Origin of the sequence: Clostridium sp. BJN0001 (assembly GCF_022869825.1) — a bacterium.
Lineage (GTDB): Bacteria > Bacillota > Clostridia > Clostridiales > Clostridiaceae > Clostridium.
In genome coordinates this window covers 1050084-1063304 of sequence record NZ_CP094971.1, presented here as the reverse complement: position 1 = coordinate 1063304, position 13221 = coordinate 1050084, and the positions used below count along the sequence as shown (strand labels likewise).

The following is a 13221-nucleotide window of genomic DNA, read 5'->3' as shown; positions in this document are numbered from 1 at the left end:
AGTTTTAATATGAATCAAATTTTAATAGATATTTTTCATTCTCTCTTATTATCTTTAATTATTCTTACAGAATTATTTGGGATACTTATTATATGCGGTCTTATATTAGGATATATACGTAATAAATCAATAAAAAATTTATTATCATCTGTAGGATTTACAGCTATTATTTTAACTGCACCAGGAGTAATTATTCATGAATTAAGTCACTATATATTTGCTAAAATATTTCTTTATAATGTAAATGAAGTGAAACTTATAAGACCTTTTAAGGGAAGCAAAGATGGGATACTTGGATATGTTAATTTTTCATATAATAAAAATAATATTATTCAAAAAGCTGGTCTTTTTTTAACAGGCTTTGCGCCAATAATATGTGGTACACTTACTTTATTTATTTCAATGAAATTTCTTGTAAATGATACATACAATTCATTAATTACTGATATAAAAAATATAATATCATCAAATAGTAATATATTGAGTATAGATTTTTTAAATCTTCAAATACAAGTATATAAGAAATTATTTATTTCACTATTTACTTTTCAAAATATTCATAATACTCTTTTCTATATTTTTATATATATAGCAATATGTATATCAGCTCACATCGCCTTAAGCAAAGCTGATTTAGAAAGCAGCATTACAGGAATAATAACAATATTTCTACTTATTTTTATAATAGTAATAGCTAAAAATATTATTAATATAGATTTATTTACGTATATTAATAAGTTGAAAATTTATAATATATTTTTTTCAACACTTTTATTTATAGAAATTTTCTTTTCTATTTTATTTTTTATTATTACATATATTTTTAGATTAATAAACTCATTAATATTTAGGAAATAAATATTAATGAGTTCTATTATTTTTTATAAAGCATATACCTTAACTATTTCTTTTATTATATCCTTACTTTTTTCCATTCCTTCTACTGTTATATGCTCATACTCACCATGAAAAGCGAATCCACCTGTTCCTAAGTTTGGACATGGAAGTCCCTTAAAGCTTAGCATTGCGCCATCTGTTCCTCCTCTTATAGGTTCTATTATAGGAAGAATATCTAAATTTTTCATAGCTTTTTTCGCATTGTCTACTGTATCCATATTTTTTTCTATAATTTCTTTCATATTTTTATACTGATCTTTTGTCTTAATTTGAGTAGTATTTTTGCCATACTTCTCATTAATAAGCTTTACTACAAGATTTAAAAGATCTTTTTTCTGCTTGAATTTCTCATCTGAATGATCTCTTAATATATAATTAAGTTCTGCTCTTTCCGTATTTCCAGTAAAACTCTCAAGATAATAAAATCCTTCATAATTTTCAGTATATTCAGGTCTCTCTGCTTTAGGTAAAAACGAATTAAATTCCATTCCAACATTAACTGCATTTACCATAATATTTTTAGCAGAACCTGGATGAACTGAAATTCCATTAATAATTACCTTTGCTTCTGCCGCATTAAAGTTTTCAAATGAAAGCTCTCCTTCTTCTCCACCATCAACTGTATAAGCTATATCAGAATCAAATAGATCTAAATTAAAAAGTGATGCTCCAAGTCCTACTTCTTCATCAGGTGTAAATGAAACAGCTATTTTCCCATGAGGAATTTTTTCGTTTATTATCTCAAAACAAGCTGTAATTATTTCAGCAATTCCTGCCTTATCATCTGCACCTAAAAGAGTTGTTCCATCTGTTGTTATAAGCGTTCTACCTTTAAGTTTTTTTAAATGTGGAAATCTTTTAGGCGATAAGACTTTTGTGCTTTTTCCTAAACTAATATCATTTCCATCATAATTTTCTACAATCTGTGCTTTAATGTCTTCTCCTTTTGCTGCAGGAGCTGTGTCGATATGAGAAATAAATCCTATCTTTTTCTTCTCTTCATACCCTTTAGTTGCAGGTATATAACCATATATATATGAGTTTTTATCAACTATTACTCCTTTAAATCCAATTTCGTCCATTTCCTTTTTTAAAAGATACGCAAGATTAAATTGTCTCTTCGTAGTTGGATGAGTAGTTGAATTTTCATCAGATGTAGTATTTACTTTTATATAATTTAAAAATCTTTCATATGTTTTCACTTTTATCTTCCTTTCATATTTAATATTTACATTTATTATTTTAATACAACATTAAATTAAAATCTATTTTATATAATATGAAGGAATTTCATATATAATTTGATTATGATGCATTAATTTGGTAATATAAATAGGGAAATATTTCGATTTAAAGGAGGAGTTATTATTTGGAAATAACAAAAATAACAAAACATTTTTTCATTTTTATTTTCACTTTAGCTGTTGTTTTTTTCATGAAAGCACTACCTGTTTATGCTTATTCAGATTATAATATAATTTCTAGCACAACTGTAACTGCAGATCAGGCAAAACAATGGGCAAAATCAAACAATGCAACTTCAGAATTTGTAAGCTTAGCAGATCTTTACTATGAGTATGCTCCAGATCATGGGAATGTAAATCCAGCAATTGCATACATTCAATCTGCTTTAGAAACAGGCTTTGGAAATTTTGGAGGAGTAATTGATTCTTCATATCACAATCCTTGTGGTCTTAAAACGTCTACGGGAGGTGGTAATTATGATCCTAATGCACACCAACGATTTTCAACATGGGATCAAGGTGTACAAGCTCATTTAGATCATATTGCATTATATGCAGGTGCATCAGGATATCCTAGATATAATACATATGATCCGAGACATTTTATAACAATAAAAGGTGTAGCTGTTACTGTAAATTCACTTGGAGGCAAATGGGCTCCATCACCTGAATATGGCCAAAAAATAGTAAACCTTTATAATTCTTTATTGTCGTACAGCAATATATCATATTCTTCAAGTACATCTTATTCTACACCTGTAGAACCATCTTACAGTCAGAATAGTGCTAATACTTATTCTGCTTCTGCAAAAAATGGATGGAAAAAAGAAAATGATATTTGGTATTTTTATCAAAATAATATTTGTATTACAGGATGGCGTGATATAAATAATACATGGTATTATTTTGATAAAAATGGTAAAATGCAGACAGGCTGGATAACTTATAATGGAAATAGATACTATCTATATGACGATGGTAAAATGTTAACAGACTGGTATCCTATAGATGGTGATTGGTATTTCTTCGATGGAAGCGGAGCAATGAAAACTGGATGGATATCGTTAAACGACGGATGTTATTATTTATATCCTGATTCAGGTAAAATGGCCAAAGATACAATAATTGATAATTGTAAAATAGACATTCACGGAAGATCTAAAGACAAAAGCATGCAAAAAATTATTGTAATAGATCCAGGTCATAATTATGGTGGAGATTATGGTGCAGAATCTACAATTAATGGTGTTACCTATTCAGAAACAGACTTGAATTTAAAAATTGCAGATAAAATTACATACCTTTTAAGAAATAAAGGATACAATGTAATCATGACAAGAACAGATAATGATCACCCAGTAGTCTCATTATCAGAAAGTTTAAAATCAAAAGTAAGCATAGCTAATAATAACAATGCTTATTTATTTGTAAGCATTCATCAAAATAAAGCAACTCCTTCAGCACATGGAGTTGAAGTTCACTTTAATAGTTATAATTCAGCAGCTCATGGTGGTTTAAGCTACAAGCTAGCATATGAATTATCAAAAGCTATTTCAGATAATACAGGAGAATATAATAGAGGTCCAAAACAAAGTAATAGTTTATATGTATTAAAAAATACATATATGGCATCTGTTTTAGTTGAATGTGGCTTTATATCAAACGAATATGAAGCAAGGAATCTGTCAGATGATTCTTACGAAGAAAAAATTGCTAGTGCAATTGTAGATGTAATTTCAAGAAATATTTAAATTACTTTTAAAAAGAGAACATATCAATATCATTAAAAATTATTTTGATATGTTCTCTTTTTTCATATCAATACTATACTCAAAAAAGACGAATTCAATTTATGAATCCGCCTTTTTTATTGGATAGTATCTACTTTATTTTGATACATCCAATTTTATATAAAATTTCGTTGTTTCTATTTACATTTTCTATCTATTCCTCACTATATACAACTATTGCAGTTCCAGGTTCTATGCTTTCAAACACAGCTTGTGCAAGTTCATAAGGTGAGTTTACGCAGCCATGAGAGCCACTTGTCTTATAAATATCTCCTCCAAATTCTGATCGCCAGCTTGCATCATGAATTCCTATATTACTATTAAATGGCATCCAAAATGTAACTTTTGATTCGTAATTTTCTCCTTTTAATGTTGCATTTCTCTCTTTGTAATTTAATATATATGTTCCTTCAGGCGTTCCAAAATCTCTACTTACATTTCCTGTAACAACATCACCTTCAGTTATAAGCGTTCCATCTTTATAAAACCATAAGTGCTGTTTTGATAAATCTAGTTCAACATAAGTATTTCCTATATCATTTTCATCATGAGAAAATGCTTTTTGTGAATATTCTGGCTCCTTTTCAGTTTCTTCTCCTTTTTTTATGTCATCAATTAAGCTCTCTATTTGCTGACTCTTATTTACAATCCATCCATAATTACCACCAACTACACTTATTTCATTTCCATCTGTAGTCTTAAACTTTCTTGTTTTGGCATAAGTATTCGCAGCAGATGAAATTGTATTTACAAACTTTTTTACATTATTTTTATCAAAAGTCACTTCACAATTTTCATCAAGTTTCAAAAAATCTTTTATTTCATCAGCATCTGCAGTTATCTTTTTATCACCAATAGTATATGTAATTTTAGAAGACACGTATTTTTCCATTGTATCCTTAGCATCTTTTATTTCACTACTATCTTTTGTATATTTAGGTGCAACATAACTCGAACTAGATGTAATATCTAATGTTGAATTTCCTTTTAAAACTGTATCTTTAATAGATTCAATTAATTCAGATTTATCTATCTGATTCCCTAAAACTTCATCTACTATTTTATATTTTCCATCAGAATCATATTCAAGAGAAGCATTTTGAGGTTTTTGAACATCTTCATTTGTGACACATGACAAATTATCAACTGTATCTTCTAATTTATCTTCATCAAGCTCAACAAGACTTGATTCTGTCCTATTTTTTTTACTAAATAAAGCTATTGGCCATGCAAAAGCATGCTGATTATTTTTAAGGCTTTCAATTTTTTTAATTCCATCATCAGCAAGATTAAGGTCAATATCAGATGCTACTATATCTTCCGTTTCTCCACCTCTTTCTTTAATAGCAAGCTTGTACGATGCTATCTTATCTTTTAATAAATCTGAGGCCTCCGGCACTGTCTTTCCTGTTACATTAATTTCATCTATTTTAGTTCCAAAATAGAAATGATTAATAAAAAACAGAGACATTCCTAGATATACTGCAATTAATAATCCTATACCTGCTGTTATAGCATTTGATTTTTTTGCTTTATTAGTTTTTTTTGCATTTCTGTTCATTCTGGTTTGCATCTTCATTTTAAAAACTAACCCCTTTCTTCACTTCTATTATTATAACAAAATAAAATAAAAAATGTTAACTATTTTAAATTATCTGATAATTAAAATAATTAACATTTTATATATTATTTTATATTATTCTATTTATTTCTATAACTTCAATAAATAGCTTGTATGGGGCTGTACTGACACTACTAAATTTCCATCTTGAACATCAGAACTTATCTTAGTATTTAGTATATCTTTTTCTATCTTACTTGCTTCTTTTCCAAATATTCTTGTATCTATTTTTACTTTTCTTTCTTCATCATCTGTAGAACATATTACAATGAATAAATCCTCTTGGGTAAATCTTGCGAAAGAGAAAACATAATCATCATCAGAAAGTATTTTAAATCCTCCATCAGATAATGCTTCTTCTGATGTTTTAAGATGTGCAAGATTTTTATAAAGTTTAAATGTCTCAGAATCAGTATAATTTTTACTCCATGGCATAGGATATCTGCATCCCTCTGTTTCATCTATTCTTCCATCTATTGAAGCTTCATCTCCATAATACATATCTGCTGCTCCAACCATTGTAAATAGCATAATAACAGCTGCTCTATAGTCATTAAAGCTTATATCTTTATTATTATGAAGTCTTGGTGTATCGTGGCTATCAAATAAATTGAATTGATTCTGCCAAATTGTAAATGGAAGTTTAAATAAATGTTCTTTAATTCTTGAAGAAAACATTCTTGCATTATCTTTTTTAGCATGTTTTAAAAGTTTTTCATTATTTCTCTGATGAAGATCGCTTTCACCAACAAAACATCTAACTGGTCTTCCAAATCCATAGTAATTCATTGCAGAATCCCATTCGTTTCCTTTTAAAAATTCCGCCTGATCGCACCAATCTTCTGCTAAAACATATGCATCTTTATTAACTTCTTTTATACTTTTTCTGATTTTTGGCCAAATAACATGATGAAGCTGAATTTCATCATTTCTTGCCATTATATCCGCAACATCAAATCTCCATCCATCTATATTATATGGAGGTTTTAGCCACTTCTTTACTAAAGAATCCTCTGATGCAAAAATTACATCTCTAAGTTCCTGTGATGTATAATTTAAAGTTGGCAGAGTTTCTACATCAAACCATGCTTTATAAGTATTATCATTATTAAAGAAATAGTATTTTCTTTCTTTTGAATCTTTGTTATTATATGCTCCTACGCTTTTATCGAAGAAAATGCCTTCTTTATTAAACCATTTATTTGCAGTTCCTGTATGATTTATTGAAACATCAATAATAAGTTTCATTCCATTTTCATGAAGTTTTTTTGAAAGTTCAGCTAAAGCTTCATCTCCTCCAAAATGTGGATCTACATGAAAATAATCAAGACAATCATACTTATGAACAGTTGCCGCATAGAATATAGGATTTAAATATAAAGCAGTTACTCCAAGCTCTTTAAGATAAGGTATCTTCTGTATTATTCCTTCAAGATCTCCTCCATAAAAATCAAGGCAATGTGCTTTTTCATAATTTTCTGGAGCTTTATCCCAATCATCTACTTTAGTTGCCTCGTATCCATCAAATTTATATTCTCCTGTTTTTACATCATTTTCTTTATTTCCATTGCAAAATCTTTCTGGAAAAATTTGATAAAATACTGCATTTTTTACCCACTGTGGCTGATCATAATTATATAAAATCTTAAAATCATATGTTTCATCTGGCATATAATCAGTTATATTCATCTGTGTGTAATAATAAATTTTATCTTTTGTAAGTATATAAAAATGATAATGAAGCATATCTTCATAGCATGTTACTTTACATGAATAATAACATAACCCATCTTTAATTTCTTTGTCCTTCATTTCAAATAATCGTTCAACACCATTTAGTTTTGTTCTTAAAAATATTCCATCTATAGGTGCATCACTAAAAGTTCTAATTTTTATAGTAATTTCTTCACCTTTTTTAGGTAAAGGATTACTTACAAAATATTTAGAACCATCTGAATATAAGCTATTTAACCAATTTTTCATATATCTCTCCTCCATAAAGTAAAGTTAATTATATTTTTATTATAAAACTTTATAACTTTTTTTCTACTATAATTTGGGCATATACTAACACAATTATGCTAACCATTAAAATTAGCCCTTATTGTAAACTTATTTTTATATCAGAGTTGACAATATTCTTATATTACTTTATACTACATCTTGGAAATAATTTAATTTTAGGTGGTGAATTTTATTGTGCTTAGTACTCTTTCAAAAAAAATCATAGATGGATATAGGTTAAAGCGTGGAGATGATTTTAAAATACTAGTAAATTCAAATACAGAAGAGCTCATTTGTGCAGCTAATGAATTAAGAAAGCATTTTTGTGGTAATAAAATAGATTTATGTTCTATTATAAGTGGAAAAAGTGGAGGATGTAGTGAAGACTGCAAATACTGTTCTCAATCAGCTTTTAACCATACAAATGTAAAAGTTTCTTCATTTATTGATAAAGAAATGATACTTAAAGACTGTAAAGCTAAAGCTAATATTGGGATCAATTGGTATTCAATTGTTACTTCTGGCAAAACATTAAATTATAGTGATTTTAAAAAAGCTTTAGAAACATATACCTATTTACATAAAAACTGTTCTATTAATCTATGTGCCTCTCATGGTTTACTATCATATGAGCAATTTTTAAAACTAAAAGAATGTGGTGTAAAAAGAATTCATGAAAATATAGAAACATCAGAAAATTTTTTCAGCAAAATATGTACAACCCATTCTTTTAAAGACAAGCTGCAAACTATAAAAAATGCTAAGAAAGCCGGTCTTGAAGTATGCTGTGGAGGAATAATTGGTATGGGTGAAACAATTGAGGACAGAATTGACATGGCTCTTTGTCTATCAGAGCTTAAAGTTAATTCTATCCCTATAAACGCACTCATTCCAGTTAAAGGAACTCCTCTTCAAAACCAAAAAGTATTAAGTGATGAAGAAATTATACGTTCTATTGCAATAATACGATTTATAAACCCTGAAAGCGAAATAAGACTTGCAGCTGGAAGAAATACTATGAAAAAGAATGGCAAAATGGCATTTTTATCTGGGGCAAATGCTGCAATAGTTGGAGATATGCTGACTGCATCAGGAAATAAAATTCAAGATGATAAAAAAATGTTTAAAGATTTAGAAAATTATTAAATGAAAAAGGAGATTTATATTATTATGAACGATTCAAAAGTAAAAAACATTACAATTATAGGTGTTTTAACTGCTTTAATATGTGTAGCAGCACCTTTCTCAATACCTCTTCCCTTTACCCCTACACCAATTTCATTTGCAAATCTTGCAATATATTTTAGTGCATGTATTTTAGGTGCAAAAAAAAGTACTCTAAGTGTTCTTATTTACCTTTTAATTGGGTCTATAGGACTTCCTGTATTCGCAGGTTTCTCAGGTGGACTTTCAGGCATAGCTGGACCAACAGGTGGATATCTTATTGGATTCTTATTTATGGCATTTATATCAGGACTATTTATTGAAAAATTTGAAAATAAAATTTATATTTGTATTATTGGAATGATTCTTGGTACTGCAGTATGCTATTTATTTGGTACAGCATGGCTTTCTATGCAGCTTAAACTGTCTTTTAATAAAGCTCTTGTTATGGGTGTATTTCCATTTATTCCAGGCGATTTAATAAAAATCATTGTCGCATCAATTGTAGGAATTAAAGTAAGAAAAAGATTAGAACTTTTAAATTTAATATAAGATGTGTTAAAATAAAGTAAATATAACATTACTTTAAAGGAGATGCAGTTATGTTTACAAATGACGAGCTTATTGTTATACAAGACGCATTAAATATTGCAGATTCATATTACAAAGATATGATAGATAAAAATAAAAACATAAAAAATAAAATGGTATCATTAAATAGGAAACAAAAAAAATTATGGCTTACTCAAAATAAATTAAAAAAACTTTTAAATGAGTAGAAAAATAATGCTACAAAAATGTAGCATTATTTTTTGTTTTTTTAAGCTTCTTTTCAAATTCTGATACCGTAATAGGCTTTGAATAATAATACCCTTGTGCAATATTGCATCCACAATTTAGTAAGAAGTCTGCCTGTAATTTATTTTCTACCCCTTCAGCAACTACTCTAAGCCCTATATCATTTATCATAGATATTGTGTGTGATATTATACTCTTTCCTCTTTTGCTTTCCATGACTTCATTTAAGAACTCTCTATCAATCTTTACAACATCAACAGGTGAGTCTTTAAGCATATTAAGTGACGAATAACCAGATCCAAAATCGTCCATTTCAAGAACAAATCCTTCTTCTTTCAATTTTGAAAGAACTTTGTTAAATTCATCCTGTTTCTCAAAAAGAGCACTCTCAGTAACTTCAAGTTCTAAAAGATTTGTAGATATATCATACTTTTTAAGCAATCCTTTAACAAATGCAATAAATTTTGTATTGTATATATGAAGCCTTGATACATTAACCGAAATAGGAACAGGCTTATATCCCATATCAATCCAATTTCTTATTGTTTTACATGCCTGTTCCCATATAAATCTATCTACATTTACTACAAAACCATTTTTCTCAAATAATGGTATGAATTTATATGGATATACTAATCCTTTTTCAGGATCATTCCATCGTACTAATGCTTCTGCTCCAATTATTTCTGAACTTTCAATATTATATTTAGGCTGAAGATACATTAAAAATTGATTACTTTTTAAAGCATTCTCCATTTTATTTTCTATATCTCTATCTTCTAATATTTTTGTTCTTATTGTTGCATCATAAAACGAGTATAAATGAACTATATTACCTTTAATTTCTTTTTTGGCAAGATTAGCTCTGTCGCACATTCCACTTATTTCATGTTTCAAATTAGTAATCTTATAAATTCCAAAAGAAACTGTTATAGTAAATTTGCTGCTAAAGTCATGAAGTCTTTTTGCAATTGTTTCTACTAAATTTACGAGTTCATCCTCTTTATCATAGTCTGTAAATATATAGAAGAAATCATTTGAAAATCTTGCTACTATTTTATCATCACCTAAAATATCATCTAAAATCTTTGCCACAAAGATAAGTACTTGATTTCCCATTTCCATTCCATATAACTCATTAATAACTTTAAAATTATTAATGTCAAAGGAAATTATAGCATATGTCTCAGGAAGTCTTTTCCTCAAAACTTCTTTAACTTTTGTTGTAAACTGCTCTGAATTTGCAAGACCAGTTAATAAATCACATTCTGTTTTAAATTTAAGACCTCTATATCTGTCCATAGATTCATGCATGTCTTTTAATGTTCCAATGAGTTTTAATATTTTTCCGTCCATATCTTTAACATAAATAAAGCATACCATGCACCATTCATAAATTCCAAATACATTTCTTATTCTACAGATTACTTGATTATCATTATTATCAGTTAAACTTCCTCTTAAAACTCTAGTAAAATTATCAAGATCTGCTTCGCATATAACACCTGAATTTAATATATCATAAATTATATTATTGCTTGTTTGTTTTATAGGGAACCTATTATTTCCCTGCTGAATTATATATCCTTTATTTTCAACATAATCCTGTTCAAAAATAACCAAATCTTTATTTTCTACAAAAATATCATCTTTTCTATTTTCATCTATACAGTTATTTAAAAAGTTTTTTGTATATATATCATCGATATTTTTGCTTAATATAAATATAATTTTCTTATCTTTAGAAGAACTTGGAATTAAAATGCACGTTGCAGTTTTCCATATATATCCGCTTTTACCTTTAATAGCTCTATAATTAAAATTCATCTCATTTTTAGTATTTGAAAAATGCATCTCTATATTTTTCATTTTTAATGTATCATAAAATATGTCTCTATCATCTGCATAAACTGTCTTTTCAGCCATATAAATAATAAAATCATCGTAAGCCAATTTATTTTTAACACTATCTATGTTGATATTGTTATCAAAATTTTGATAATAATATGTTTTTTTATTTATATCTACAGATAAAATAAATGAATATGATTTTTTTAAAATAAAATTCAGCTGTTTTGAATAACTCAAAATACTATCGCTATTTTCTTTTACACTGCTTAAGTTTTTTACAAAACATATAGAAGTTATATGACCATTATTTAATAATCTTATGTTTAAAAATGAATACAAAAAGCATTTTTTTGTATCCCTATTTGATATATGTGCTTCACAATAAGAGTAATTATTCATCTCAAGTTTATATTTTAAATGTTCAAATGAAAGATTATCTTTTATTACCTTTTTATCACAATCTTCTGATGCTCTTTTAATCAAACGTAAAATAAATTCATTATATGAACCATTTTGTCTGATTCTTAAGTTATTCTCAGGATTAATTTTAAATAATCTATACTTATCTTCATTTATGTTAAGTTCATATATTATATCATATGTATTCATTAACTTAATCATTAAATTTTTATTACTAAATTGTGAAAGAAGATTCTCAATTTTTTCTTTACCACGATTTTTATCCATAAAGCATACTTCCCCTAAACAAGCTTTAAATTCATCTTTTATTCTCAAGTAATTTATCAATTACATTAACAAGCTTTTCTACATCTGGCTTACTTAACTGTGCATCAGCCTTAACTGATTCACCTTTATGTCTTAGCTCATCAGTAATAAGAGATGAGAATATAACAACTGGAAGTTTTCCTAAAATAGGATCTTCCTTTATCTTTCTTGTTAATGTAAGTCCATCCATCTGAGGCATTTCAATATCAGTAATTAAAAGCTCAGCATCATCTGTAAAGTTTTCTTTTTTATTTTCTTTAAGCTCTAATAAATAATTATAAGCCTGCTTACCATCATCAAAAACTGTCATATTTTTAAATCCAGCTTTTATTAAAGTATCTTTTAATAATTTACGTATTAGTGCAGAATCATCAGCTAACAATAATTTTATATTTGATCTATCTTTATACTCTACTTTTACAAGTCTGTCTTCACTAATTCCAGAAGATGGACAAATATCAGTGACAATTTTTTCAAAGTCAAGCATTATAGATACCTTACCATCAATTAATATATTCCCAACAGCAAGACTGTTTTCTGATAAATCATCTGGTTTTCTTATTTCTTCACACTTAATTCTATTTACTGCAACTATATCATCAATATTAAATGCTACCTTTACCCTGTTAAATTCACATATAATTACCTTTGCACCTAATTTTTCTGTATGTTTCTTTGATAAAATATACTTTAAATCAATTAATGTAAGGATCTGATCTCTGCATAAAATTAGTCCTGCAATTTCAGGCTTTGGATCAGGAAGTCTTGTTAAAGTATCATAAGGCATCTCAATAACTTCTTTTACTTTTACAACATTTATTGAATATCTGTTACCATTCACTAAAAAATCTATTATTTCTAACTCTCCAGTTCCAGATTCTAATAGTATTTCATTCTCCATTTTATCTCCCCCTAGTATATTCATCGTCCTAATTAAATTATATATTTTTTTATTTAAATTTTATATGTAATTGTTTTCAGATTTCATTAATATTTTAAATGATATTATAAAACCTATATATATCATATATATATTATATCATTTTTTAGTAATATTTTCTATACTATTTAATTATATTGTATACTATGCTGTTAAAATTTATTATCCTTATGTAAGGGATAGCGA

General features: G+C 27.4%; 10 protein-coding genes. 5 read left to right on the top strand and 5 right to left on the bottom strand.

What is annotated here, in order from left to right; genetic code table 11:
• Positions 1-9 precede the first annotated feature (9 nt).
• Entirely contained in the window at positions 10-858 is an 849-nt protein-coding gene (locus MTX53_RS05015) for a hypothetical protein (RefSeq protein ID WP_244835160.1), read from the top strand.
• A 23-nt stretch (positions 859-881) separates the two neighbouring features.
• Here MTX53_RS05015 and pepT read toward each other — a convergent pair whose 3' ends face one another.
• Positions 882-2099 carry a peptidase T gene (gene pepT, locus MTX53_RS05010; RefSeq protein ID WP_244835159.1) on the bottom strand — a complete coding sequence of 406 codons (1218 nt, stop codon included), beginning with the start codon at positions 2097-2099 and terminating at the stop codon, positions 882-884.
• A 167-nt stretch (positions 2100-2266) separates the two neighbouring features.
• Between pepT and MTX53_RS05005 the strand changes: the two genes are divergently transcribed.
• Positions 2267-3892, top strand: coding sequence for an N-acetylmuramoyl-L-alanine amidase (locus tag MTX53_RS05005; RefSeq protein ID WP_244835158.1), 1626 nt, complete (start codon positions 2267-2269; stop codon positions 3890-3892).
• Positions 3893-4085: 193 nt separating this feature from the next.
• On the opposite strand, the gene MTX53_RS05000 is transcribed toward MTX53_RS05005, so the two are convergent.
• Together MTX53_RS05000 and MTX53_RS04995 are read right to left on the bottom strand one after the other, a co-directional pair.
• Positions 4086-5510, bottom strand: a complete 1425-nt coding sequence (locus tag MTX53_RS05000) for a L,D-transpeptidase family protein (RefSeq protein ID WP_244835157.1) — start codon at positions 5508-5510, stop codon at positions 4086-4088.
• 132 nt (positions 5511-5642) lie between these two features.
• Positions 5643-7535: an alpha-amylase family glycosyl hydrolase gene (locus tag MTX53_RS04995; protein WP_244835156.1), complete on the bottom strand. Its 1893-nt coding sequence runs from the start codon at positions 7533-7535 to the stop codon at positions 5643-5645.
• A gap of 213 nt (positions 7536-7748) precedes the next feature.
• On the opposite strand from MTX53_RS04995, the gene bioB reads away from it, so the two are divergent.
• Genes bioB through MTX53_RS04980 form a run of 3 tightly spaced genes read left to right on the top strand, consistent with a single transcriptional unit; the run spans position 7749 to position 9499 of the window.
• The gene (bioB, locus tag MTX53_RS04990; protein WP_244835460.1) at positions 7749-8702 is read left to right on the top strand and encodes a biotin synthase BioB; all 954 of its coding nucleotides are present in this window, start codon (positions 7749-7751) and stop codon (positions 8700-8702) included.
• Between the two features lie 24 nt (positions 8703-8726).
• Complete coding sequence (locus MTX53_RS04985; RefSeq protein WP_244835154.1) at positions 8727-9272, top strand: biotin transporter BioY; 546 nt, start codon at positions 8727-8729, stop codon at positions 9270-9272.
• 50 nt (positions 9273-9322) lie between these two features.
• Positions 9323-9499, top strand: coding sequence for a hypothetical protein (locus tag MTX53_RS04980; protein WP_244835152.1), 177 nt, complete (start codon positions 9323-9325; stop codon positions 9497-9499).
• A 10-nt stretch (positions 9500-9509) separates the two neighbouring features.
• Here MTX53_RS04980 and MTX53_RS04975 read toward each other — a convergent pair whose 3' ends face one another.
• Positions 9510-12056, bottom strand: coding sequence for a bifunctional diguanylate cyclase/phosphodiesterase (locus tag MTX53_RS04975; protein ID WP_244835150.1), 2547 nt, complete (start codon positions 12054-12056; stop codon positions 9510-9512).
• Positions 12057-12087: 31 nt separating this feature from the next.
• The gene (locus tag MTX53_RS04970; RefSeq protein WP_244835148.1) at positions 12088-12996 is read right to left on the bottom strand and encodes a chemotaxis protein; all 909 of its coding nucleotides are present in this window, start codon (positions 12994-12996) and stop codon (positions 12088-12090) included.
• Positions 12997-13221 lie beyond the last annotated feature (225 nt).

Excerpts from the sequence above, each read along its gene's own strand:
- MTX53_RS04970 (WP_244835148.1), bottom strand. The coding sequence starts at position 12,996 with ATGGAGAATGAAATACTATTAGAATCTGGAACTGGAGAGTTAGAAATA.
- MTX53_RS05000 (WP_244835157.1), bottom strand. The coding sequence starts at position 5,510 with ATGAAGATGCAAACCAGAATGAACAGAAATGCAAAAAAAACTAATAAA.
- MTX53_RS04975 (WP_244835150.1), bottom strand. The coding sequence starts at position 12,056 with ATGGATAAAAATCGTGGTAAAGAAAAAATTGAGAATCTTCTTTCACAA.
- MTX53_RS04980 (WP_244835152.1), top strand. The coding sequence starts at position 9,323 with ATGTTTACAAATGACGAGCTTATTGTTATACAAGACGCATTAAATATT.
- MTX53_RS04995 (WP_244835156.1), bottom strand. The coding sequence starts at position 7,535 with ATGAAAAATTGGTTAAATAGCTTATATTCAGATGGTTCTAAATATTTT.
- MTX53_RS04985 (WP_244835154.1), top strand. The coding sequence starts at position 8,727 with ATGAACGATTCAAAAGTAAAAAACATTACAATTATAGGTGTTTTAACT.
- MTX53_RS05015 (WP_244835160.1), top strand. The coding sequence starts at position 10 with ATGAATCAAATTTTAATAGATATTTTTCATTCTCTCTTATTATCTTTA.